This is a genomic window from Pseudomonas costantinii, from assembly GCF_001870435.1.
Taxonomy (GTDB): domain Bacteria; phylum Pseudomonadota; class Gammaproteobacteria; order Pseudomonadales; family Pseudomonadaceae; genus Aquipseudomonas; species Aquipseudomonas costantinii.
Genome location: NZ_MDDR01000066.1, coordinates 187,129 through 210,554 on the forward strand (window position 1 = coordinate 187,129; position 23,426 = coordinate 210,554).

At 58.4% G+C, this 23,426-nt stretch carries 28 protein-coding genes and 1 pseudogene; 12 read left to right on the forward strand and 17 right to left on the reverse strand.

The genetic code is table 11. From position 1 onward, the window contains the following. Positions 1-44: 44 nt before the first annotated feature. Together BFL40_RS32470 and BFL40_RS33515 are read right to left on the reverse strand one after the other, a co-directional pair. Positions 45-2,078 carry a Mu transposase C-terminal domain-containing protein gene (locus BFL40_RS32470; RefSeq protein ID WP_071487815.1) on the reverse strand — a complete coding sequence of 678 codons (2,034 nt, stop codon included), beginning with the start codon at positions 2,076-2,078 and terminating at the stop codon, positions 45-47. After that, positions 2,071-2,415, reverse strand: a complete 345-nt coding sequence (locus BFL40_RS33515) for a helix-turn-helix domain-containing protein (RefSeq protein ID WP_074851707.1) — start codon at positions 2,413-2,415, stop codon at positions 2,071-2,073. The genes BFL40_RS32470 and BFL40_RS33515 overlap by 8 nt, the downstream gene beginning before the upstream one ends. Here BFL40_RS33515 and BFL40_RS32475 point away from each other — a divergent pair. Then, complete coding sequence (locus BFL40_RS32475; protein WP_235864735.1) at positions 2,415-3,290, forward strand: S24 family peptidase; 876 nt, start codon at positions 2,415-2,417, stop codon at positions 3,288-3,290. The two genes, BFL40_RS33515 and BFL40_RS32475, sit on opposite strands and share 1 nt — an antisense overlap. 190 nt (positions 3,291-3,480) lie before the next feature. Here BFL40_RS32475 and BFL40_RS32480 read toward each other — a convergent pair. Both BFL40_RS32480 and BFL40_RS32485 read right to left on the reverse strand, forming a co-directional pair. Beyond that, positions 3,481-3,645 (reverse strand): annotated as a pseudogene (locus tag BFL40_RS32480) (winged helix-turn-helix domain-containing protein); the annotation flags it as partial. A 45-nt stretch (positions 3,646-3,690) separates the two neighbouring features. Continuing rightward, positions 3,691-3,897 (reverse strand): DUF1127 domain-containing protein, encoded by a 207-nt coding sequence (locus BFL40_RS32485; RefSeq protein ID WP_071487777.1) that lies wholly within the window; start codon positions 3,895-3,897, stop codon positions 3,691-3,693. Positions 3,898-3,967: 70 nt separating this feature from the next. On the opposite strand from BFL40_RS32485, the gene BFL40_RS32490 reads away from it, so the two are divergent. Then, positions 3,968-4,849: a LysR family transcriptional regulator gene (locus BFL40_RS32490; protein WP_071487778.1), complete on the forward strand. Its 882-nt coding sequence runs from the start codon at positions 3,968-3,970 to the stop codon at positions 4,847-4,849. Here BFL40_RS32490 and BFL40_RS32495 read toward each other — a convergent pair. After that, positions 4,839-5,588, reverse strand: coding sequence for a sulfite exporter TauE/SafE family protein (locus tag BFL40_RS32495; protein WP_071487779.1), 750 nt, complete (start codon positions 5,586-5,588; stop codon positions 4,839-4,841). The two genes, BFL40_RS32490 and BFL40_RS32495, sit on opposite strands and share 11 nt — an antisense overlap. Positions 5,589-5,697: 109 nt before the next feature. On the opposite strand from BFL40_RS32495, the gene BFL40_RS32500 reads away from it, so the two are divergent. The 3 genes from BFL40_RS32500 to BFL40_RS32510 all read left to right on the forward strand — a co-directional run bounded on the left by BFL40_RS32500 (position 5,698) and on the right by BFL40_RS32510 (position 7,804). Further along, positions 5,698-6,648 (forward strand): LysR family transcriptional regulator, encoded by a 951-nt coding sequence (locus tag BFL40_RS32500; protein WP_071487780.1) that lies wholly within the window; start codon positions 5,698-5,700, stop codon positions 6,646-6,648. Positions 6,649-6,728: 80 nt separating this feature from the next. Beyond that, positions 6,729-7,181, forward strand: coding sequence for a MarR family winged helix-turn-helix transcriptional regulator (locus BFL40_RS32505; RefSeq protein ID WP_071487781.1), 453 nt, complete (start codon positions 6,729-6,731; stop codon positions 7,179-7,181). A 203-nt stretch (positions 7,182-7,384) separates the two neighbouring features. Continuing rightward, positions 7,385-7,804 carry an organic hydroperoxide resistance protein gene (locus BFL40_RS32510; RefSeq protein ID WP_057710901.1) on the forward strand — a complete coding sequence of 140 codons (420 nt, stop codon included), beginning with the start codon at positions 7,385-7,387 and terminating at the stop codon, positions 7,802-7,804. A 66-nt stretch (positions 7,805-7,870) separates the two neighbouring features. Here the strand turns inward: BFL40_RS32510 and BFL40_RS32515 are convergent, their stop codons facing one another. Together BFL40_RS32515 and earP are read right to left on the reverse strand one after the other, a co-directional pair. Then, positions 7,871-8,443 (reverse strand): elongation factor P, encoded by a 573-nt coding sequence (locus BFL40_RS32515; RefSeq protein ID WP_071487782.1) that lies wholly within the window; start codon positions 8,441-8,443, stop codon positions 7,871-7,873. Between the two features lie 49 nt (positions 8,444-8,492). Continuing rightward, entirely contained in the window at positions 8,493-9,626 is a 1,134-nt protein-coding gene (earP, locus tag BFL40_RS32520; protein WP_071487783.1) for an elongation factor P maturation arginine rhamnosyltransferase EarP, read from the reverse strand. Positions 9,627-9,791: 165 nt separating this feature from the next. On the opposite strand from earP, the gene BFL40_RS32525 reads away from it, so the two are divergent. Further along, positions 9,792-10,160 (forward strand): hypothetical protein, encoded by a 369-nt coding sequence (locus BFL40_RS32525; RefSeq protein ID WP_071487816.1) that lies wholly within the window; start codon positions 9,792-9,794, stop codon positions 10,158-10,160. Between the two features lie 5 nt (positions 10,161-10,165). Then, positions 10,166-10,648 (forward strand): GreA/GreB family elongation factor, encoded by a 483-nt coding sequence (locus BFL40_RS32530; protein WP_071487817.1) that lies wholly within the window; start codon positions 10,166-10,168, stop codon positions 10,646-10,648. A 5-nt stretch (positions 10,649-10,653) separates the two neighbouring features. Here the strand turns inward: BFL40_RS32530 and cysB are convergent, their stop codons facing one another. From cysB to BFL40_RS32555, 5 genes are all read right to left on the reverse strand, one after another. Continuing rightward, positions 10,654-11,628: an HTH-type transcriptional regulator CysB gene (gene cysB / locus BFL40_RS32535; protein WP_003189876.1), complete on the reverse strand. Its 975-nt coding sequence runs from the start codon at positions 11,626-11,628 to the stop codon at positions 10,654-10,656. A 103-nt stretch (positions 11,629-11,731) separates the two neighbouring features. Then, on the reverse strand, positions 11,732-12,232 hold the full coding sequence (locus BFL40_RS32540; RefSeq protein ID WP_071487784.1) for a universal stress protein: 501 nt from the start codon (positions 12,230-12,232) through the stop codon (positions 11,732-11,734). 70 nt (positions 12,233-12,302) lie between these two features. Further along, entirely contained in the window at positions 12,303-13,220 is a 918-nt protein-coding gene (locus BFL40_RS32545; protein WP_071487785.1) for a 5'-nucleotidase, read from the reverse strand. Positions 13,221-13,235: 15 nt separating this feature from the next. Then, complete coding sequence (locus tag BFL40_RS32550; RefSeq protein WP_071487786.1) at positions 13,236-14,198, reverse strand: putative 2-dehydropantoate 2-reductase; 963 nt, start codon at positions 14,196-14,198, stop codon at positions 13,236-13,238. Continuing rightward, on the reverse strand, positions 14,195-14,581 hold the full coding sequence (locus BFL40_RS32555; protein ID WP_071487787.1) for a YbbN family protein: 387 nt from the start codon (positions 14,579-14,581) through the stop codon (positions 14,195-14,197). Before BFL40_RS32555 ends, BFL40_RS32550 begins: the two co-directional genes overlap by 4 nt. On the opposite strand from BFL40_RS32555, the gene BFL40_RS32560 reads away from it, so the two are divergent. Together BFL40_RS32560 and BFL40_RS32565 are read left to right on the forward strand one after the other, a co-directional pair. Then, positions 14,580-15,014, forward strand: a complete 435-nt coding sequence (locus BFL40_RS32560; protein WP_071487788.1) for a PilZ domain-containing protein — start codon at positions 14,580-14,582, stop codon at positions 15,012-15,014. The genes BFL40_RS32555 and BFL40_RS32560 overlap by 2 nt on opposite strands. A gap of 131 nt (positions 15,015-15,145) precedes the next feature. Next, positions 15,146-16,222, forward strand: coding sequence for a 3-deoxy-7-phosphoheptulonate synthase (locus BFL40_RS32565; protein ID WP_071487789.1), 1,077 nt, complete (start codon positions 15,146-15,148; stop codon positions 16,220-16,222). A 78-nt stretch (positions 16,223-16,300) separates the two neighbouring features. Here BFL40_RS32565 and BFL40_RS32570 read toward each other — a convergent pair whose 3' ends face one another. Then, on the reverse strand, positions 16,301-16,582 hold the full coding sequence (locus BFL40_RS32570; protein ID WP_064451529.1) for a GNAT family N-acetyltransferase: 282 nt from the start codon (positions 16,580-16,582) through the stop codon (positions 16,301-16,303). A gap of 597 nt (positions 16,583-17,179) precedes the next feature. Here BFL40_RS32570 and oprI point away from each other — a divergent pair. Then, positions 17,180-17,431: an outer membrane lipoprotei OprI gene (oprI, locus tag BFL40_RS32575; protein ID WP_003172710.1), complete on the forward strand. Its 252-nt coding sequence runs from the start codon at positions 17,180-17,182 to the stop codon at positions 17,429-17,431. A 135-nt stretch (positions 17,432-17,566) separates the two neighbouring features. Here the strand turns inward: oprI and BFL40_RS32580 are convergent, their stop codons facing one another. The 3 genes from BFL40_RS32580 to BFL40_RS32590 form a co-directional block, all read right to left on the reverse strand. Further along, on the reverse strand, positions 17,567-18,538 hold the full coding sequence (locus BFL40_RS32580; protein WP_071487790.1) for a L,D-transpeptidase family protein: 972 nt from the start codon (positions 18,536-18,538) through the stop codon (positions 17,567-17,569). Positions 18,539-18,620: 82 nt separating this feature from the next. After that, positions 18,621-18,914 carry a hypothetical protein gene (locus tag BFL40_RS32585; RefSeq protein ID WP_057703783.1) on the reverse strand — a complete coding sequence of 98 codons (294 nt, stop codon included), beginning with the start codon at positions 18,912-18,914 and terminating at the stop codon, positions 18,621-18,623. A 58-nt stretch (positions 18,915-18,972) separates the two neighbouring features. Next, positions 18,973-19,578, reverse strand: coding sequence for an arylesterase (locus tag BFL40_RS32590; protein ID WP_071487791.1), 606 nt, complete (start codon positions 19,576-19,578; stop codon positions 18,973-18,975). A 10-nt stretch (positions 19,579-19,588) separates the two neighbouring features. Between BFL40_RS32590 and BFL40_RS32595 the strand changes: the two genes are divergently transcribed. Together BFL40_RS32595 and BFL40_RS32600 are read left to right on the forward strand one after the other, a co-directional pair. Further along, positions 19,589-20,272, forward strand: coding sequence for an ABC transporter ATP-binding protein (locus BFL40_RS32595; protein WP_071487792.1), 684 nt, complete (start codon positions 19,589-19,591; stop codon positions 20,270-20,272). Beyond that, a complete protein-coding gene (locus BFL40_RS32600; protein ID WP_071487793.1) occupies positions 20,272-22,782 on the forward strand; it encodes an ABC transporter permease in 2,511 nt (836 codons plus the stop codon). The genes BFL40_RS32595 and BFL40_RS32600 overlap by 1 nt, the downstream gene beginning before the upstream one ends. A 45-nt stretch (positions 22,783-22,827) precedes the next feature. Here the strand turns inward: BFL40_RS32600 and greB are convergent, their stop codons facing one another. Continuing rightward, the gene (gene greB / locus BFL40_RS32605; RefSeq protein WP_071487794.1) at positions 22,828-23,301 is read right to left on the reverse strand and encodes a transcription elongation factor GreB; all 474 of its coding nucleotides are present in this window, start codon (positions 23,299-23,301) and stop codon (positions 22,828-22,830) included. Positions 23,302-23,426: the final 125 nt, after the last annotated feature.

Consider the following 23,426-nt stretch of genomic DNA (forward strand, 5'->3'; position numbering starts at 1 on the left):
AAGAACGAGCTGGCAGGCTCGTTTACTGCTGTAGAACGCGGGACTCACCCCGCGCGTTGAAACACTTCTTGCATCGCTGTGAAGTCCGGGTGGGAGGGATACAACTCCCACCACCTGGCTTCATCAGCGTTCAATTCTTCTCCTGACTTCACGCGCTCATCGAGCTTTATCCAAAGCCGATATCGAGCTACGTCATCCCCTGGAACAGAGAATTGCGGGCGTTCAGCATCAAGCTCTTGGGCATACTCTTGTGCGAGGGTTAGCGCCTCATTGCTAAGCGTTGCCGAAGGTCGGGTGGACGGTGCAATCATTTCCACCCGATGCCCTGTCAACGTTTCCAACTTGTCCATCGAACGCTTGACCTGGCCTTGCTCACGCTTGGCGCGGCTCTTCTCCAGCATGCTCATCGGCATGTAGTCCGAGGCATTGCCTTCCAGCAGCGCTTCACCAACCATTTCACCGTCTAACGTGTATGCCCAGACGCGTGCAGCATCTCTAACGTCGTAGGCCAACCGTATTTCTTGTCCGTGCAAGGACCGCAGGTCATCCATGAAATAGGTGTTGTTCATCCACTGAACTTCCCCACGATGGGTCTTGCGGATGACTTGTGGGTGCATCAGCGATTCAACTAGCTCTGGTGTAGCGACCACCGGCTCCCAGCCCTGATCCAGTGCTGATTGCCAGGCTTCGTCGGGGCTTGGGTATCGCTGAAGGCCAGTGAACGGGTCCCTGATCCTTTGGAGGCCGCGATGTGGCGTCCGGTTATAGGTCGCTATTTCATCCTCGACCCCGGCCATGAACTCCCCGAAGGTAGGCATTAACCGAGTGGTCCCAAGTTCTTTGAGTTGCTTGCGGCCAAGCCGGTGAACCTTGGTTCCGGCGTGCTTATCCATGTCGGCGCCGATATAGCTGGTTAGCTTCTTAGCTGCCCGAACCCAAACGGTCTTGTGCCCACGCTCGGAAAGACCGCGTGCCTGGCTGTTGTAGGGAATCGAGTGCTGCATGGTCCCGCCGAGGCGGTCTACAACCTCCCGCACCATGTCGTTATCGAAGCCAGAACCGTTGTCGACGTAGAAGATGCCGAACATGCAGCGACGAACAGCATCACGCAGCGCATCCAATACCCCGATAGCCGACTCCGCTTCACCCACGGAGACCCCGACAATGCGACGTGTTGCCACATCCAGGACGGTTGTGATTTCCGGCCGGTAAGGCTTGCCCGTAATCGGGTTGATGACTTCGGCGTCAAACTTGTGCCCGTCGGCGGTGTAAACATCACCTGGGAACATGTTCTTGGTAGTCCGCCGTCTGAACGGCTGAAGCGATTTAAGCTCTTGAGGGCTCATGCGCCCAGCCTGTAGAGCCTCCGGAGAAAGCTTTTTCAAGAAACGCAGAACCGCGTGGATGCTGGGCAATTTACCGGTGTAGTTGCGGGCAAATTCCGAATAGCTCGCTACAACACTCGGTTTAGTTGGGCGCTGATAGCATCTCAGAAAGTCTTTTGCCCACTCAGGGACAGTCAGATCTGGCCGTCGACGCAGCGGGGCAAGTCCAACTTCTCCACCTTCACGGTAGGCGGCAATCCAACGCTTGAGGGTACGCTCGGATAGTGCCCGGCCACCGGCTTTCTTATGGTTCGCCAGCTCAACCCGCTCCATTAGATAGGGGCTCAAGGCTCCGTCATGCGCCTGTTTAACCAAGATATCAATTGCACGGCTTTGAGGGCCTACCGTGGTCATCCGCTCAATTTCACGAATGAAGCACAGCCGCGCCACCATGACCTCCCGCTGTGCGTCAGTCAGTCGAGCGGACGAACGGACCTCTGGCTGGTCATTTTTGATAGCGACCGCCTGCTCAGGCTCCGCCACAACCGCTGGCATGACCTCGGCAACCGACTTCGCCATCAGCGCGGCTTGAGTCTCAGTCGGTAGACAGGCGAATGGATACTCAACCGCTTTGCTTGCAGCACGTTTCCGGCATTCCCACTCAAGGCGCAAAGCAAGCTTACGAATACCCGGCACCGATCCTGGAAGCCCCGGAAGGCCTGCAAGTTCTTGAGATGTATACCAGTTACGCATCGGTCTCTTTCCGCTGGGTTTTACTGTGACCATCCGGACCTTTTTCGGTATGCTTTGGAGATACCGTATTGGACTCTGCACGATTGGGACGCTGACGAATTGGCGAACCATTTGAGTTCCAGCGCTCGGGCCAAAGCTGGGCTGGCTGGAGCCCGAGAGCCTTAGCAATTTCTCGCTCCACGCTCGGGTACGGACGCTTCTTGGCGTTACGTACAGCGCTGTCGCTGAGCCCTTGGTCTCTCGCCAGCTCGGCAAGATTGGTTCCGCGAACACGGAGTTGGAATTTGATCCACTCCCAGCGGCGTTCTAAATCAAGCGGTATGTCGAAGGATTCCATTGCATAACCATCAGTCAGGGTGGTTTTTTGGCTTTCTAACGGCCGGTTCAGCACAATATATCCCGTATACGGGATTTGGTAAACCGAATGCGGGAGTTTTTATTCCCGTTTCCGGACTTGGCAATGTTCGTATTGATAAAAGGCACGTGGAATCAGTGACTTACACGGAAAAGAAACATCCACATCTAGGCGAGAACGCGGTTTCTTTTCCGAATCCGGGAATAGAAACCCGAATAGCAACGGTGGCGAGCCTTTTTGAATCCCGAAAACAGGCAGCGGAAGCTGCCCAAGTCGGACTATCGTCACTTCATAGGTGGATCGCAGGCGAAGGAATGCCCGCGTTCAACTCGCTCGCGCTGCTAGCGGCGGCTGTAGGCGTCTCTCTGGACTGGATCGCATCGGGTCGCGGGGAGATGCACCCGAGCGAGGGAAACCCGGCGCAACCAGCCGAGGAGCTTTCTTATGCCTACGTGCCGCTATATGACGCACGTATCAGCCAAGGACATGGGGCTTGGAGCGACGGCGCCCGCGTTCTAACGATGCTCGCCTTCACCAAATACAGCCTGAACAAGAAGGGTTTGCAGGCTTCCCAGCTCGCCGCCGTACGCGTTGACGGGGATTCCAACGAGCCGTTCCTTAAAGATGGCGACACGGTGATGGTTGACCTGTCCAGGAACCTGATCCAGGGAGAAGCCTTCTATGTCATCCGCTTGGACGACTTGCTCTACGCCAAGCGGTTGCAGCGCCAGCTAGACGGCGGCGTCCTGGTGATCAGCGCCAATACGGCCTATCCATCTATCAATGTCCCGGCAGATCGCCTGGAACGTTTGCAGGTAGTGGGACGGGTGGTCTGGTCAGGCGGCTGGATGATCTAAAGCCCAAGTGCCAAAAAGCCCGCTAAATGCGGGCTCTTTGTTGGTTTCGGTTGTTTTTCGACTTAGCGCCCCTTTTGGCACTGCTCAGGGCTTATTTGGTCCGTTCAGAGACCGCCGTTCCTGGCTTGCCCGTTTTCTTCCCTCTTCTTCCCACCAGTTTCCTTTAGTGCCATATCTCCCACAGCCTCACAACCACTGCGTTGACCGAATCGATCTGCAACACACCGAGACGATCGATCAAGCGGTTGAGATGCCCAGCCTTGATCAATGCAGGCGCCTGGCGCCCGGAAAAACCCTGGGCCGCCAGCGCCATGCGTCGAGCTTGCTTGAGTGAAAAAGACAGGTCGACGGCCATGGGTCTCTCCGTGTGGGCACGCCGACTACCCTACTGCATCCTGGGTCATTTCTGCAGTGGATCTTGCCAGAAATGCAGGTGACGCTCCTGCTCCACATCGCCGCGGTTGAGCCCGATGTCCTTGAGTGCGTCATCACTCAAGTTCGCCAGCAACTGACGCTCATAGTGCAACGTCTGCCAACGGGCAATTGTGTGAAACAACCGGGAAAACGGACGTTTCGCTATCAACACAAAACCTTTCTGACCTTTCATCTTCTCGCCCTCCAGTGGGGATGACGCGAGTGTGTGCCTGAGCATATGATCAATCCAACGAATGTTTCTTATGCAATACATCTCGGAGATTGATCAATTGTCCGGCTACCCGAGCATCGACACTGAAGTGCTGCGCACCTTCGTCGCCATCGCCGATCAGGGCGGATTTACCCGCGCAGGCGAGATAGTCAACCGCACCCAATCGGCGGTGAGCATGCAAATGAAGCGCCTGGAGGAGGACGTATTGCAGCGCAAGCTGTTCGAGCGCGATGGCCGCCAGGTGCGGCTGACACCCGAAGGTCAAGTGTTGTTGGGTTATGCCCGGCGCATCCTGAAACTGCACAGTGAGGTGTTCAATACCCTGCGCGAACCACATATGGTCGGGCTGGTGCGCATCGGCACGCCGGACGACTACGTGATGCGCTTTCTGCCGGGGATTCTCAAGCGGTTCTCCAAGGCCTACCCGCTGATCCAGATCGAGATGCACTGCGAGTCGTCGCTGGTATTGATGCAGCGAAGGGACCTGGCGTTGACGGTTATCAGCCGCGAACCCGGCAGTGAAATCGGCGAACTGTTGCGTACTGATCGCATGGTGTGGGTAGCGTCGTCGTGCTTCTGTGTGGACGAGCACGATGCCTTGCCACTGGCGATTTCCGGCGCCGACTGCCTCTACACCGACTGGGCCCGTGCAGCCTTGGATGCGGCCGGACGCGATTATCGCCTGGCCTACCACAGCTCCAACGTGGCGGCGATACAGGCGGTGGTCAATGCCGGCCTTGCAGTGATGATCAGCATGGAAAGCCTGGTGACTGAAGACCTGCGAGTACTCGGCAGCGACGAGGGCTTTCCAGCACTGCCGTCGATGAGTCTGCGGCTGCTGCGCAATCCAACAATGAACTCCCCCATCACCGACTGCCTGGCGGAGTACATCCTCGAAGGCTTCAGACTTTAAAGGTCAACATCACCGCACACACGGCCAGAAAGCCACAGAACAGGCCGCGCAGCACACGCTCCGGCAGCGCATGCGCAACTTTTACCCCCCAACTGATACTGAGCAGGCCGCCGACCGCCAAGGGCACTCCAATCATCCAACTCACTTCATGGTGCCAGGCGTAAGTCACCAGGGTCACGCCGGTGCTGGGCAATGCCAGGGCCAGCGACAGGCCTTGGGCGACCACCTGGGTGGTGCCGAACAGACTGGTCAGCACCGGCGTAGCAACCACCGCACCGCCCACACCAAACAGGCCGCCCATTGAACCGGAGACAGCGCCGAGCACCCCAAGCCACGGCCAGGAATAGCGCATCTGCGCAGTGGGCGGTGCATTGCGGGTGAACATGCGCAGCAGGTTGTAAGCCGAGAGCGTCAGCAAAAACGCAATAAAGCCGATACGCATCGCACCCGCGTCCAGGCCCACCGCCCAGATCGACCCGAGCCAGGCAAAGCTGAAACCCATGACCCCCAACGGCAGTGCGTGGCGTAATTCAATGCGGTTGCGCTGGTGATAACGCCACAGGGCAAGCATCACGTTGGGCACCACCATCACCAGCGCGGTACCTTGGGCGAGTTGCTGATCCAGACCGAACAGCACGCCGAGCACGGGGATCGCAATCAGCCCACCACCAATGCCAAACAAGCCGCCTACCGTGCCGAGGGCCGCGCCTAACACCAGATACAACGCTAAATCCAACACCGCTCATTACTCCAAAAGCCCAGGCCCTGCATGCTACGCAGTCGGCTCTGGCGTGGAAACGCACAGCAACGCACAATGGCTATGCCAATCTCGCATAAGCGCCCGCCTCATGAACCCGAATACCCTGACCGATCAACTGGGCTTGTTTCTCGATGTATTGGAAACGGGCAGTTTTTCCGCCGCCGCACGCCGCCATCCGTTGACACCCTCGGCGGTCGCCCGGCGTATCGACAGCCTGGAAAGTTCGGTGGGCAGCCGGTTGTTCCAGCGCAGTACTCACGCGGTGGTGCCCACGCCCGCGGGCCTGGCCTTCGCCGAGCGGGCGAGGCGAATTGTCAGCGAGTTGCAATTGGCGCGAGCCGAGGCGGTGTCCTTGAGCCACGCGCCGGAAGGCTTGATTCGCGTGGACGCACCGGCAGCCTTTGGTCGACGCCATTTGGCACCGGTGATTGCAGACTTCCTGAACGTGTACCCGGGGCTGGATGTGCACCTTCACTTGATCGATAGTTTTGTCGATATGCAGGGCACGCACCTGGGTAAGGTCGACCTGGTACTGCGCGCCGGGCATATCGTCGACACCCGGTTGATCGCAACGCCCTTGGCCAGCATCGTGCGCATCGCTTGCGCCAGCCCGACCTACCTGAAAAACCGTGGCACACCCACACATCCACGGGAGCTGAACGAGCATGATGGGCTCGATTGGGACGGCTTGGCGCCCATGTTCGCCTGGCGCTTCGAGCTGGACGGGCGTCGTACCACTTATCGCCCGCAGCGTATTCGCATGAGCGCCAATAACGCCGAAGCGCTGCTCTCGGGTGCCCTCGCCGGACTAGGTATTGCGCACCTGCCCACCTGGCTGGCCAGTGAATACCTGGTACGCGGCGAACTCTTGCCATTGTTTTGTGAAGACGGCTTGCCCAGCCCGGAAACCACCGGAATTTACGCGCTACGCCTGGAACAACAAGCCAACGCCCGCAGCCGGCTGCTGCTGGAATACCTAAAATCCCGCTTCAGCCCAATACCGCCCTGGGATCAGGCACTGCAAAGCAGCTTCGTCTGACCCTGCGGACAGAATTATCTGGCGCATTAAAGACTTGCCCGCTAGATTCCAGCCCAGACACGTTTTTTCGAGGCAGCACCATGAGCAAAAACCCTGATCCCTGCGAATCCCTGATGCTGGGCAACCAGCTGTGTTTCGCCCTGCACTCCACCTCGCTGCTGATGACCAAGGTCTACAAGCCCTTGCTGCAAGCCCTCGGCCTGACCTATCCACAGTACCTGGCCATGATGGTGTTGTGGGAAGAGGATGGCTTGACCGTCGGAGAAATCAGCAGCCGCCTGCTGACCGATCCGGGCTCCCTCACACCACTGCTCAAGCGCCTGGAAGCCGAAGGCCTGCTCAGCCGCACCCGCAGCCGCGAAGATGAACGGGTGGTGGTGGTGGAACTGACCGACGCCGGTCGCGCTTTGCAGGGCAAAGCCATGGGTATTCCCCAGTGCATCCTCGGCGCCAGCGGTCTGGAATTGGAACAGCTTCGCAAACTACAGGCTGATTTGATCGCCTTGCGGGGCAATCTGCAGGCCAACATCTGACGCGGTAAACCAAATACCCATTATCTGAGTGTGAGAGCTGGCTTGCCAGCTCCCACATTTGGTTATGCGGCACGCCAAGAGATTGCTCATCGGAAATAATTTGTAAATTTATCTTGCGCGCAAAATATTAGCGCTATACATTCACTCCTACCAACTGCTTAGCGCACAAATATTTAGCACTACAACCCCAAGAGGACGACACCATGCAAACTCTCTATACCGCAGTAGCCACCGCCACCGGCGGCCGTGATGGTCGCGCTGTTTCCAGCGACAACATCCTCGACGTCAAACTCTCCACCCCCAAAGAATTGGGTGGGGCCGGTGGTCAGGCCACCAACCCTGAACAACTGTTCGCCGCTGGCTACTCCGCCTGCTTTATCGGCGCCCTGAAGTTCGTTGCCAGCCAGACCAAACGCAAAATCCCGGATGACGCTTCGATCACTGCCCACGTTGGCATCGGTCAAATCCCCGGTGGTTTCGGTCTGGATATCGACCTCAACATCAGCCTGCCGGGCCTGGCCCAGGACGATGCGCAAAGCCTGGTCGACGCCGCCCACCAGGTCTGCCCGTACTCCAACGCCACCCGTGGCAACGTTGATGTGCGTCTGCACGTAACGGTCTGATTAACAGACGCCCACAAAAAAGCCCGACTCATGGTCGGGCTTTTTATTCGTACGGGTTGGCCAGAATTACTTCTTGGCGCGACCTTTGTACGAACCACCTTCGCGGGTGTCGATCTCGATCAGGTCGCCGATTTCGATGAAATCTGCAACGGCCAGTTCGGTACCGTTTTTCAGTTTGGCAGGCTTCATCACTTTGCCCGAAGTATCGCCGCGAGCGGAACCTTCGGTGTAGTCAACCTGACGCACGATGGTGGTCGGCAGCTCTACGGAAACCAGGCGCTCTTCGAAGAAAATAGCTTCGCAGACGTCTTCCATGCCTTCTTCGATGAACGGCAGAACGGCTTCGATGTCTTCAGCGTTCAGCTCGTACATGGTGTAGTCGGAAGTGTCCATGAACGTGTAGGTGTCGCCGCTGATGAAGGACAGGGTCGCTTCTTTGCGGTCGAGGATCACGTCGTCCAGTTTGTCATCGGCGCTGTAAACGATCTCGGTCTTGTAACCGGTCAGCAGGTTCTTCAGCTTGGTCTTCATGATTGCGCTGTTACGACCAGACTTGGTGAACTCAGCTTTCTGAACCAGCCAAGGGTCGTTTTCGAGACGGATCACTGTACCGGGTTTCAGTTCTTTACCAGTTTTCATTGCATATATCCGAAATTTGGATGGGATTTACAAAATTCAAGGTGGCGTATCATATCCAACTTTCATAAAACTGTACCAGCGCCGTCGCAAGATCCGCCTGCAAGCCTTGTTCCAGACACCACGTTTCGGCGTGCTGGTTTACCTCTGGCCAGTGCTCCAGCAGTGTTTTCCACGGTTGTGCCATATCGCCATCAGTGTTCCAGGCTTGCCACAACCCGACCAATGCAGCTCTCGCGGCCGGTGACAAGGCGGCGGTGTACAGCGCCAGGAAGGCGTCGAGTTTGTCGAGATGGATGTCTTCGTCCTGGCTATAGATATGCCACAACAGTGGCCGCCCGGCCCACTGGGCACGTACGAACGAGTCTTCACCGCGCACGGCGTTGAAGTCGCAGCACCATAGCAGGCGGTCATATTGTTCCTGGCGCACGAACGGCAACACCTGCACGGTCAGGGCCTTGCATTGATGAACATCCCCGACGGCCAACCCTTCGACACCTAGCCAGCGCTGCACGTCGCCGAGGATGCGTCCCTCCGGCACCAATAGATGAGTGGCACGCCCGTCCGTCGACAACACGTCCAGCCAACTCGCGAGTCCCGCGTTTTCGTAGGCGAACAGCGAGATCAACTGCGCACCGGCGGCCGGAAATACACCCAGGCCTTGCAGGAATTGTTGCTGAGCGCCAGTGTCCTGCTGGAACGCATGGCGCTGTTCAAGCAGCCCCGCCTCACGCAACAGACCACCGGTGCCCGGCCGGAAACCCGGAAAGAAAAAGTACTTCTGCACGCCCTTGAACTTCACCGACGGCAGGCGATGGCAACCCACCACCCAGTCTTCGGCGCTGAGGTAATCCAGGTTCATCCACAGCGGCGTGCGTTCGCAGGCGGCCATGGCTTCCATATAGTCGGACGGAAGTTGGCAGGCAAACGCCGCGATCACTACGTCCGCAGCCAGCGCGCCCTCCCACTCGGCAGGCCAATGGCGCACTTCGACGCCCTCTTGCCATTGCTGATCCAACTGCACATCAATCTCGGGGCACATGCGCTCGAAGGCCCGCAGGTCGTCGACCCACAAGCGCACTTCGCACGCATGCTCCACCACCAATTGCCGGGCCAGGCGCCAGGTCACGCCGATGTCGCCGTAGTTGTCGACGACGCTGCAAAAAATATCCCAGCGGGCTTTCATTCCGGGCTCCAACGATCAAAGGCTTGATTGTCCGCATAAATGCACCGATGCAGAAGGCTTGATCGCGATTATTCTGCACAGTGGCTGTGCGACAATCGCCGCCATCCTGCCCCACGTAGCCTCGCCAAGGCGAGACAGCGGCTACGTTGCTCATCATTCAAGGAGATAGCCCTCATGCCTTTGTCGACGCCAAAGCTCATTTTTGCCATTGCCATGGGCCTCTGGCTTGGGTTTATCGCCATTGTCCTGACCGCTTGGCTGGCATCGCGCTATCTGTTCCCGCAAAGCCTGGCGCCCGTGGCCCAGGCGGTTCAGCAACTGGGTAAGCCTGCTGTTGCGACACCGGAACCACCCAACCGTATGTTTGAGCAATATCAAGAGAACCTGCGCAAACAGGAGCAACAGCAATCCCTGGACCAGGCCCGCAACAATGCGCGCAACCTGTCCAACCCCAAATGCCAGTTCTGGTTGCAACAAGACCAGAACGCGCCTAACGAAAAAACCCGGGCCAATGTCCTGCAATTCTGCGATTAATGACCATGAATAAACACGCCGTTCACCTGTTAATCCTGGAAAAGCTCACCGTCGACCTCGACATCGCCCAACGCGCCGCGCAGACCGCCTACGAAACCGCGACCCACGAAGAAAACATCGCCGAAAACAAATACGACACGCTGGGGCTGGAGGCTTCCTACCTGGCGGCCGGGCAAGCCAAGCGGGTCGAAGAGATCAAGCAGGCGTTGACGCTGTGCCACACCATGCAATTGCGTCCATACGATGATCAGCGAGGAATAGAAGTCGGCGCGCTATTGGGCCTGGAAGACGAGAACGGTCGCCAGCAGTGGTTGTTCCTGGCGCCGGATGCAGCGGGTTTGAAGGTGGACGTGGTTGGGCAACCGGTGACCGTCATCACCCCGCGCTCGCCCCTGGGTAAAAGCCTGCTGGGCAAGTTTGAAGGTGATGAGGTGGAGATTCTGGTGGCAGGCGCTCGGCAACACTTTACGGTTACCGAGGCCAAATAAACCACTCAGTGAACGGGCAATTCTACGCCGTCGAACAGCTCTTCCAGTTCCTGCTTGTTGTGGCACTGGATCGCCTTGGCCATGACTTCGCGGGTCAGGTGCGGCGCGAACTTCTCGATGAAGTCGCACATGAAACCCCGCAGGAACGTGCCGCGACGGAAGCCGATCTTGGTCACGCTGGACTCGAACAGCTCACTGGCATCGAGTACCACCAGGTCTTTGTCGAGGTTGGTATCAACCGCCATCTTGGCGACGATACCCACACCCAGGCCCAGGCGAACGTAAGTTTTGATCACGTCGGCGTCGGCTGCGGTGAACACCACTTTCGGCGTGAGGCCGCGATGGCTGAAGGCTTCGTCGAGCTTGGAACGGCCAGTAAAACCGAATACATACGTCACGATCGGGTATTCAGCCAGGGCTTCCAGGGTCAGCTTCGGCAGCTTCGCCAATGGGTGGCCTTGGGGCACGACCACACAACGGTTCCAGCGGTAGCACGGCATCATCACCAGGTCGCCGAACAATTCCAGCGCTTCGGTGGCGATGGCAAAATCGACAGTGCCGTCAGCGGCCATCTCGGCGATCTGCATCGGCGAACCCTGGTGCATGTGCAGCGCCACGTCTGGGTACTGCTTGATGAAATCGCGGATCACCGGCGGCAACGCATAACGCGCCTGGGTGTGAGTGGTGGCGATCGACAGGGTGCCTTTCTTCTCGTTGGAGAATTCCTGGGCGATCTGCTTGATGCTTTCGACTTTACGCAGGATCTCGCCGGCGGTAGTGATGATACGCTCGCCGGCCGGGGTAACACGGGTCAGGTGTTTGCCGCTGCGCGCGAACACTTCAACGCCCAGCTCGTCTTCGAGCAGGCGGATCTGCTTGCTGATACCGGGTTGCGAGGTGTAAAGGCTTTGAGCGGTAGCGGAAACGTTGAGGTCGTGGTGCGCCACTTCCCAGATGTAGCGCAGTTGTTGAAGCTTCATATGTGTCCCTCAAAGCAGATAGACGCCACGGGTATCAGCGACGGTATATAACTATATTAAAGGAAGGATGGATAAATCTAGAACTTTTTATCGTTTTCACCGATCAAATATCATCACTGCGTCGACGCTGCAGCGACGGCACCATGTAAACCGGGACAGTAGCCAATTGCAGCACCCTCGCAGCCGTGCGCCCAAGCGGTGTGGCGGCCGCAGTAGCATGGCTATGACTACCTACGATCAACAGGTCGACGGAAAGTTTACGCAGTTGGTCGAGAATCACCTCGCACGGGTCCCCCTGTATCACCCGCACCGAGCGAATCAACTGCAAGTCTTGCTCCCCTTCCCCCAACTCCTCACGAAAGCTGTCCAGCACTCGCTGCTCGATCGTCGCCATTACCGTGGTCAGCCCCTGGCTCTGCCATTCACTCAAAGCCCTCTCATCAAGGTAGCTCTGCAATACCGATTCGGCGAACAACCCGATCGGCTCAACCACGTGAATAACATACAAATCCGCCTTGAACGTTCGGGCCAATGCCAGCGCATGCTGCATGACATAGGGCGCATACAGACCGAGGTCCGTGGCGTAAAGCATCGAACGAATCATAGAACCTCCTGGATAGCCAGGATGGCGGAGATTGAATGAGCTTAGCAGCGCCTACAGGAGTTCGACTGACTTAGCTCTCGGTCTGAATCTTCAGTTCATTACTGATGCCATGGGGCACATGCCCGGTGGCCACTACCTCCCTGGCTTTCTCACAATGACCAGCCTGGTCATCGAAAAACACATCGGCGGCGAACGCTTCCAGAAACGCAGACTTTTCCAGGCCACCAAGGAACAGCGACTCGTCCAGGCGGATATCCCATTCGCGCAACGTGCGAATCACCCGCTCGTGAGAAGGCGCCGAACGCGCGGTGACCAGAGCCGTGCGGATCGGGCATGCGTCGTCTGCAAACTCTCGCTGCAACAGGTTGAGCGCCGCGAGGAACCCCTTGAACGGGCCACCATGCAAAGGTTGGCGTGCCGACTCCCGCTCGCTGGCCTGGAACGCCTCCAACCCGCCGGCCTGGTAAATTCGCTCCGACTCATCGGAAAACAGAACCGCATCACCGTCGAACGCAATCCGTAGTTCTTCGCTCGACGCCCGACGCGCACCGCCCGACAGAATCGTCGCCGCAGCAAAGCCGGCATCCAGTGCGCTGCGAACATCTTCAGCATGAGTCGAAAGAAAAAGATGGCAACCAAAGGCGGCCAAGTAAGGATAAGGGCTGCGACCGCCAACGAAAGCGGCGCGGGAAATATCCAGGCCGTAATGCTGGATCGAGTTGAACACACGCAAGCCGGTGTCGGCACTGTTGCGCGACACCAGCACGACCTCGACACGGGCACGACCCAGGCTGGCGTTAAGACTCAGGAGTTTCTTGACCAGCGGGAAGGCATCTCCGGGCTCGAGGGTCTCTTCCTCGTGTTCGATCTGGTACTTGCGGTAAGCCTCAACACCCTCGGCCAAATAGACCTTGTGGCTGTCGCTCAGGTCGAATAATGCTCGTGAGGAAATCGCCAGCACCAGCTTGTCGCCCAATCCTTTTGCCATGGTGTTCCCCCGAAATCAGCGGTTGTGCCGATCAATAAAACTCAAGGCCTGGTACAGCGCCTGCATGCGTGGCAATTCGCAACCCGCCGCTTTGGCAGCGGCCAGTGGTCTGGCGTAGATCGCCGCCAGCTCCAGCGGGCGCTTGTGCACATGGTCGTGATACATGCTGGGCAAGTAGTCATCCATGGTTTCAGTCATGGCGAACATCTGCCCGGCGTAGCTGGCGGGAATTTCATGACCGCAGGCGTGAGCACCCTGTACTACTTCGGCCATCAATGCCTGGATCAACTCGCGGCTGGACTCGTCCGCCATCATCGCCGTAGTGCCGGTGCCCAACAATACGGAGAGACCGTTATACGGCACATTCCACACCAACTTATGCCAGCGCGCCTGATGCACGTTGGCCATGGCCTGGGACTCGATACCCGCCTTGTGAAACAGCGCCGCGCCCTCTTCGACAATCGCCTTCTGGCGAGCTTCGTCGTTGGCCGCCGTGCCACTGTGATAGCCCAGGTTGACCCGGCCCAACGCCTGATGCTCGACAACGCCAGGCGCAGAGCGGTGTACGCCGATATAGCACAAGCCACCGAGCAGGTGCAGCGACGGCGGCAGGTGTTCGCGCAGGCTGTCTTCGACGTCGAGGCCGTTTTGCAACAGCACCACCTTGGCGTCTGGCGCGGCGACCTGAGCGATGGTCGGAGCAAGGTCCAAATTGCCTGTGGACTTAGTACCGACCAACAACCAATCGCACGCAGGCATGTCGGCAGCACGGGCATAGGCCTGCACCGGGTGCAGGTGCAATTTGCCGTGCACCGTACTGTTGAGGTGCAAGCCATGCTCGCTGACGGCAGCGTATTCGCTGCGCAACAAGAAGTGCACATCGAACCCGGCACGCGCCAACATCAACCCGTAGAACCCACCGATGGCGCCGGTGCCGATGATGCCAATGCGTGGCGACGGGAGTGCAACTGCGGTCATGGCAAATCCTCTGGTGTACGGGTGAGTGCTTGATTTACCGCTTCGGCAAGGTCGGCACGAGCAAGGCGTGTGTGTAATTGTCCGAGGAATTGACCCTCGCACACCACGAATAACGCGGGCAAATGAAAAATCTGGTAGCGCTCAACCGCACCGCCGTTGTGCCCGGCGTCGACCCAACACAGGCGGTCCACCGGCAAGCCCCAGCCCGAAAGTTGCTGACGTGCCCAGCGACAACTGGAACAGCCTTCGCTTGCAAACACAACGAGCGAAATACCTGGCAATCCCAGCAATTGCTGATCAATATCCAGGTCGGTCAATTCCAGTTCCTTCACTATACTGCTGCTGCCGCCGTCAACTGGACGGTGCTCGGAGTCTGTGTACATGGGTCGTTTTTTACCTCACCCTGATGATGTCGCTGCCCTGTTAATCCAACGCCCCACTCCCGCTATTACCCGCCAACGCCTGCACACTATCGGCCTGGGCGGCGTCGCCTGCAATTGCCCGCGTGCCTGGCGCCAAGGTACGGCCGTCGATTTGCGTATCCCGTCCCTGGGCGCCAGCGCCCGTTATCCGGGTTATGTAGCCTGGTGCCGCAAGGTGGAAAATGGCTATCGAATCGGCATCTCCTTTACCGATGAACATGCCTTGTTCGGAGCGCGAATGGGCGAGCAAGTGTGCCAGATCGAGCGCTACTGCCGCCTGCACGAAGACGTCGAGCCAACAGCTGAGCAGCTCGAAGTAATGGCCCGCGAGTGGGTCTCGCTCCATGCGGGCGAGTTCTCCCATGAGGCTTTTGTGCAGCCAGTGCTGGATTAAAGCCGGCTTTGCCCATTGTCGCGGGCCCGTGTTACGCGCTAAGGTTCCTCCCCCCTGCATTCAAATCATGCTGTGCTCCGCCGCACGGGGATGGCTGGCGGCCGGCACCCGTGACCCTGACGAGTAACACGATGGCTGATTTACCGATCAACGACCTTAACGTCGAATCCAACGAGACCCTGATCACACCCGATCAGCTCAAACGCGAAATCCCCCTGAGCGACGCTGCCTTGCAGACCGTCACCAAGGGCCGCGAAGTCATCCGTGAGATTCTCGACGGCACCGACCACCGCCTCTTCGTAGTGATCGGCCCTTGCTCGATCCACGACCTCAAGGCAGCCCACGAATACGCCGAGCGCCTCAAAGTGCTGGCGGCTGAAGTGTCCGACACCTTGTACCTAGTGATGCGCGTCTATTTCGAGAAACCGCGTACCACCGTCGGCTGGAAAGGCTTGATCAACGACCCGTACCTGGACGACTCGTTCAAAATCCAGGACGGCTTGCACATCGGTCGTCAGTTGCTGTTGGACCTGGCCGAAATGGGCCTGCCCACCGCCACCGAAGCCCTCGACCCGATCTCCCCGCAGTACCTGCAGGACCTGATCAGCTGGTCGGCCATCGGCGCACGCACCACCGAATCCCAGACCCACCGCGAAATGGCGTCCGGCCTGTCTTCGGCCGTGGGCTTCAAGAACGGCACCGACGGTGGCCTGACGGTAGCAATCAACGCGCTGCAATCGGTGTCCAGCCCTCACCGTTTCCTGGGTATCAACCAGGAAGGTGGCGTGTCCATCGTCACCACCAAGGGCAACGCCTATGGTCACGTGGTATTGCGCGGCGGCAACGGCAAGCCCAACTATGACTCGGTCAGTGTTGCACTGTGCGAGCAGGCGCTGAACAAGGCCAAGATCAAGCCGAACATCATGGTTGATTGCAGCCACGCCAACTCCAACAAAGACCCAGCCCTGCAGCCGCTGGTGATGGAGAACGTCGCCAACCAGATACTTGAAGGCAACCAATCGATTATCGGTTTGATGGTCGAGAGCCATTTGAACTGGGGCTGTCAGGCGATTCCAAAGGATCTGGCCGACTTGCAGTACGGTGTCTCGATCACCGATGCCTGCATCGACTGGTCCGCCACCGAGACCACCCTGCGCAGCATGCACGCCAAGCTCAAGGACGTATTGCCCAAGCGCAAACGCACCTGAAACTGAATTGCGCACACAAAAACGCCGGGCTTAGCCCGGCGTTTTTCGTAGTGACGCTTGCCACAGGCGCTGGATCAGTTACAGCTTCGCGGCATGGCGCTGGTGACGCTCCATATAGCGCTCTACGTAAGAGCACGAAGGGATCACGGTGTAACCGGCGTCTTCTGCAAACTTCAAGGCTTCTTCAGTCAAAGCAGCAGCAATGCCACGGCCCCGCAGTGCATTAGGCACAAAGGTCCGATAGATATCCAGGGTCTGCTTCCCGAGGTCCATATAGGTCAGATAGGCACGATGACCGTCCACATTGGTCTCGAACTGATGACCAGCCTGGTCATGGTGGATGGACAACGCCTCGCTCATCACTACTCCTCGCGGGTCTTGAATTTCGACCCTACCTTACCGATGTTTTTCCGGCGAAGGAACATCTACGCCACCCCGTGCCGGTTTCGACAACGAGAAAACCTATAGCGCTCACAACCAGCACGTAGGGAATAGTAGGCACCAATCCTGCAATAGCTCAAGGCGCACTCGTCATCCCCTGCCGCTGGAGGTTACAGGAAGGGCTTCGATCAACCCTGACATTGCCGGCAGTTGAAGCTTGAGACGAACTGCCGCTCTTAAAGTCACCTCTACTTGCGCAAAAGATACCGAGTGAGGTAAAGGCAACCGGACCACAAGTGTCAGCGTCGATATATAAATTGTCATCTGTTTACCAGGCTTAACACATGCAGGCCGGACCTTTCAGCCCAGGTCCAGTTTCGAGCAAAATGAAAAAAATTGGATAGTTTTTATACAAACCTCCAAAAGATTAGCCAAAATAGATTCGGCACAAGAATTTTTTTTGCTTCTTGCGCTACGTCAGTTTACTTACTACAAGTAATGAGTAGTATGTACGCCGGCTATCAGCTCACTCTGAGAAAGTAGCCATTTAATAGAAAGTCCTTGAAGGGGAACACGATGAACAACGTTCTGAAATTCTCTGCTCTGGCCTTGGCCGCAGTTCTGGCTACCGGTTGCAGCAGCGTATCCAAAGAAACCGAAGCTCGTCTGACTGCAACTGAAGACGCAGCAGCTCGCTCCCAGGCTCGTGCAGACGAAGCCTACCGTAAAGCTGATGAAGCTCTGGCTGCTGCTCAAAAAGCACAACAGACTGCTGACGAAGCTAACGAGCGCGCTCTGCGCATGCTTGAAAAAGCAAGCCGCAAGTAATAATCCCTCGGGGTTGTTATCAAGCCGATCCATTCTTGGATCGGCTTTTTTATTGCCTGGGATTCGACCTCGAATCCCAGGCAATAAAAAACCCGCCACAGCGCAAGGCTATGGCGGGCTTTTGATCGAGCAGACTTATTGCTGCAAATCGACCGGTGCGCTGGACACTACTGGAGCGTTGCCACCCGGCACACCAATTTCCGTCGGCAGGCCATCTTCGGCCGCGACCACATCACGCACCTGATCCCAGTTCACCCGCAGGTTCTTGGCCAGGTCCTCACGCTTGAGCAAGGCATTGATCACCGCGGTGTGCTTGTCGACCACCGACGGTGTACCGTCGTCATTCAGTGGCGTGTGCGCTTCAAGGTAAACCTTGCCACCACTGCTGCCGAACTTGTAGGCATCGTTGAGGATGCGCACCGATGTACCCACCGGCACCATCCCGGCCATCTCCAACACGTTGTTGTTGAACATACGGAAGCAGCCGTGGCTTGTACGCGTGCCGATACCAAATTTCATGTTGGAGCCGTGAATCAAGTAACCCGGCGTGCCCAAGGTGAACTTGAAGGGTCCCAGCGGGTTATCCGGGCCGGCCGGCACCACGTTGGGTAACGGGTCGCCATTGGCAGCGTGTTCAGCTTTGATTGACGCGGGCGGCGTCCAAGTCGGGTTCGGCGTCTTGGCGATGATACTGGTATGCGCGATCGGTGAGCCCCAGCCTTCACGACCAATGCCTAATGGGAAGGTGTAGACGACATTCTGACCCTTGGGGTAGTAGTAGAGCCGGTATTCCGCCAGGTTGATCACGATGCCTTCGCGGGGGCCGGGCGGCAGGATGAACCGCGTGGGCAGCACAATTTCGGTGCCGGCGCCGGGCAACCAGGCATCGACACCCGGGTTGGCCGCGACCATTTCCGAATAGCCCAGGTCATAGGTGGTGCCCAGGTCGGCAAAGGTGTCTTCGTACTTGGCCTTGATCACCTGGACCTGACCGACAATGTCCTCACCAGGTGGCGGCAAGGGCAACTGCAAGGCTGCCGCCGAACCGGCCGCGCAGAGAGCGGCGAGAGACAGGCAGCAGGTGACGACGGAGAGGCGCGACAACATCCGGAAAATCCTTCGCAGAACGACGGGTAGGAAAAACCTGATTGTATACGTGATGCGCGCCTCAAGCATCAATCGACCCTTTCTACAGCTCGAAGCGCAGCTCCGGCCAGATCGGCGGCGTGCCACGCTTTTGCGATTCGAGAATCGCCCGGCACAGCGGGCACAGCCGCTGGTCCTGGAAAATCGAGCGACTCACCGACGACCAACGAGGCTGCGCCGGCAATAATGTGCCGCAGAGCGTGCGGTCGATCGAGCCACCCAACTCCAATTGACGCGCCACCAAATGCACCCGGACTTCCTGGCAGGCGAACAAATCCAGCTGCTCGTCAGGCTCGATCAGTTGGTAGTTAAACAGGGACCAGGCAGGGCGCGACATCGAGGGCTCCAGATCAGGGGGGCGCCACCTTAGCCGAAAGCCTGCCGGTAGAAAAGCGTCATAGCAGAGGTTTTAGCGTCGGCCAGACATTTTCCAGCAACTTGCCCTGCGCACCGACCGCCGGGTGCAGTTGATCTGCCTGCATCAGCTCCGGATGGCCACCAATTCCCTCAAGGAAAAACGGTACCAACGGGACGTTTTTCTCCTTGGCCAACACGCCATAGACCTCAGCAAACGCCGTGGTGTAACGCGGGCCGTAATTGGGTGGCAACTGCATACCCAGTAGCAATACCTTGGCGCCGCCCGCTTTGGACTGATCGATCATCGAAGCAAGATTTTGTTGCAATTGCGCAGGAGGCTGGCCGCGCAGACCATCATTGCCACCCAACTCGATGATTACAACACCCGGCTTATGCTCTGCAAGCGCCGCCGGCAGCCGCGCCAGGCCTCCAGCACTGGTATCTCCGCTGATGGATGCATTGACGACTTTATCGTCAAAACCTTCTTTCTTGAGCCGTTGCTCCAGCAGTGCGACCCACCCTTTGCTGGTATCCAGGCCGAAACCGGCACTGATACTATCGCCAACGATCAGGACTGTACCCGCCGCTGCGTTCTGGGCCATGCACATCAAGGCCAGGCCAGCACTCAAAAACCACATTCGCATCGGATTCTCCATGGGCGCAAGCATTCTCACCGCGCGAAACCTTAGCAAAGTGGTTCCCAGCGCGGAAGGTGAACTGACTATCCTGCACGAACTGAGCCTGGAACTGAACAAGGGCGATAGCCTGGCTATTGTCGGCAGCTCAGGTTCCGGAAAATCCACTCTCCTCGGCCTCCTGGCTGGCCTCGACCTGCCCAGCAGCGGCGAAGTTACCCTCGCAGGGCAAGCCCTGAGCCCCCTCAACGAAGACCAGCGTGCGCGCATTCGTGCCGAGCACGTGGGCTTTGTATTTCAGTCGTTCCAACTGCTCGACAGTCTCAATGCGCTGGAAAACGTCATGCTGCCGCTGGAACTGGACGGCCGCAAAGATGCCCGCGAGCGCGCCAAACACCTGTTGGAGCGCGTCGGCCTGGGCCAACGCCTGACCCACTCGCCACGCCAGCTTTCCGGTGGCGAACAACAACGTGTGGCAATCGCCCGCGCATTTGCCGCCGAGCCGGACGTGCTGTTTGCCGATGAACCCACCGGCAACCTCGACAGCCATACGGGAGAGCGCATCAGCGACCTGCTGTTCGAACTCAATAAAGAGAGCGGTACAACCCTGGTACTGGTCACCCACGACGAGCGCCTGGCCCACCGTTGCCGTCGCCTGATCCGCCTTGAAGCCGGCCTGATGGTCGAGCCCCTGGAGCCTTGATGGCACGTTTGCCGCTGTTGCGCCTGTTCAGCCTTGCCATGCGCCAATTGCTGCGCGATGCCCGCGCCGGCGAATTGCGCGTGTTATTTTTCGCCCTGCTGGTAGCAGTCGCCGCAAGCACTGCCATCGGTTACTTCGGTGCGCGCCTCAACGGCGCCATGCTGTTGCGTGCCACCGAGTTCCTGGGTGCAGACCTGGTGCTCGAAGGCAGCTCGCCGGCCCGCCCGGAACAAATCAGATCCGGGACCGAATTGGGCCTGGATCACGCGCGAATCGTTGAGTTTTCCAGCGTCATCGCCACGGATAACGGCATCCAGCTCTCCAGCATCAAGGCGGTCAACGAGCAGTACCCGCTGCGTGGAGAGCTGAAAAGTACGACCGAGCCCTTCGGCAAGGAAATCCCAGGAGGCGGCCCGAAACCTGGTGAAGCCTGGGTGGAAGCGCGGCTTCTGACTGCGCTGGACATGAAAGTCGGCGACAGCATCGATGTCGGCATGAAGACCCTGCGCCTGGCTCGCATTCTGACCTATGAACCCGACCGCGCCGGCAACTTCTACAGCCTCACGCCCAGGGTAATGATCAACCTCGCGGACCTCGACGCCACCGGCGTAGTCCAGCCCGGCAGCCGCGTGAGCTACCGCGAACTGTGGCGCGCACCACAAGGCAGTACGGCGCTGCAAACCTATCGCGACCTGATCAAGCCGAACCTCGCCGCCAACCAGCGCTTGCAGGATTCACGGGATGGAAACCAGCAAATCGGCGGCGCCCTCGGCAAGGCCGAGCGCTACCTGAACATGGCCAGCCTGGTAGCGGTGCTGCTGGCCGGCGTGGCCGTAGCGCTATCGGCCAACCGTTTTGCCAGCCGGCGTTTCGACGCCAGTGCGTTGCTGCGCTGCCTCGGTTTGTCACGACGCGAAGCCATGCTGCTGTTCAGCCTGCAACTGAGCGTACTTGGCCTGCTGGCGAGCCTTACCGGCGCCCTGCTCGGCTGGTTGGCGCAATTTGGCCTGTTCTATTTCCTGCACGATCTGCTGCCAGCGGACGTACCGCCCGGTGGATTGCTACCGGCATTTGCAGGAATCGGCACCGGACTGGTCGCTCTCGCCGGCTTCGCCTTGCCTCCCCTGGCGGCGCTGGGCCGCGTGCCACCACTGCGGGTATTGCGTCGTGACTTGCTACCTATTCCATCCAGCACTTGGATGGTTTATGGCGCGGCGCTGTTTGCTCTCGGCCTGATCATGTGGCGCCTGAGCCTCGACCTGGTACTGACATTCGCGCTACTTGGCGGTGGCGTGGTGGCTGCACTGATCCTGGGCGGCTTGCTTCTGCTGTTATTACAAAGCCTGCGACGGCTATTGGCGCGTGCATCCCTGCCTTGGCGCCTGGGCTTGGGTCAATTACTGCGCCACCCGTTGGCGGCAGCAGGCCAGTCCCTGGCGTTTGGTTTGATTCTGTTGTCCATGGGACTGATCGCCCTGCTGCGCGGAGAGTTACTGGATACCTGGCAAAACCAGTTACCCAAGGATGCGCCCAACTATTTCGCACTGAACATTCTGCCAGCCGACAAGGACGCCTTTGGCGCTCGCCTGCTGGAGTTACAGGCGCAAGCGGCGCCGCTGTACCCAGTGGTGCCCGGCCGGTTGATCAGCATCAACGGTGCACCGGTGCAGGAGATTGTCAGCAAAGACTCCAGCGGTGACCGTGCCGTGCAACGTGACTTGAGCCTGACCTGGGCTGCCGACCTGCCGCCAGGCAACGTCCTGACCGCAGGCTCCTGGTGGTCGCAGCAGCCGACCGATGAGGTTCCAGGGGTGTCGGTGGAAACCAAAGTCGCTGAAAGCCTGAAACTTAAGCTAAACGATCATTTAGTGTTCACCGTCGGAGGGGAAAATCGCGAAGCCCGGGTCACGAGCCTGCGGACCATCAACTGGGATAACTTCCAACCCAACTTCTTCATGATCTTCCAACCGGGCACCTTGAAGGACCTGCCCGCGACCTATCTGACCAGCTTCTACCTGGCGCCTGGCCATGATCAACAGATCGTCGACCTGTCCCGCGCCTTCCCAGCGGTCACTATCCTGCAGGTCGAGGCCTTGCTGGAGCAACTGCGTAGCATCCTCGCCCAGGTGACCTTAGCGGTGGAGTACGTCTTACTGTTTGTTCTGGCAGCGGGGATGGCAGTGCTGTTCTCCGGCTTGCAAGCAACCCTGGATGAGCGAATTCGCCAAGGCGCGCTCCTGCGTGCACTGGGCGCAGAGCGCAAGTTGCTGGTCAAGGCCCGTCGCATAGAGTTCGGATTATTGGGTGCCGTCAGCGGACTGCTGGCGGCGCTGGGTACAGAACTGGTGACATGGGTGCTGTACCGCTACGCGTTTGACCTGGTCTGGCACCCTCACCCATGGCTGTTACTGCTGCCCGTGATTGGGGCGGTATTGATCGGCGGTGCCGGCGTATTCGGCACTCGCCGTGCATTGAATGCCAGCCCACTGACCGTATTGCGCGAGGGCTGAAACACCGGTGGCCCGTACCCCTTCAGGGGAGCGGGCCATTAACCTCTACTTTACGTACTCGATACCGGTGATCCACCAACACACTTCGCCACTCGGAGTCTGGACCATCGCCTCGTCATCCACTTCCTTGCGCAGCAATGCCCTGGCCATGGGCGAGTCGATGGAGATGTAATCCATTCGATCGTATATCTCGTCATAACCCACAATGCGAAAGCGCTTGGTTTCCCCCTGCTCATTTTCGATATCAACCCAAGCACCGAAAAACACCCGCCCCTCCTGTTCCGGCATGTACTCCACCACGCGCATGTCTTCCAGGCGTTTACGCAAGTAGCGTACCCGCCTGTCGATCTCACGCAGCAGCTTCTTATTGTACTGGTAGTCCGCGTTCTCACTGCGATCCCCCAAGGAGGCTGCCCACGTCACCTTACGCGTGGTATCCGGTCGCTTTTCACGCCACAGGTAATCCAGCTCTTTTTTCAGCGCCTCATGACCTTCTTTGGTTATCAGCTTGGTACTCAAACGCTAGCATCCCCGGGCAATGTCCAATGGTGCCAATACCCGACGGCAACTTGCCTTGGCGTCGACTGGCAGGGGTTGATGATAAATGAACCCTGAAAAGTAGCCAGATCAGAGAACACATCGAT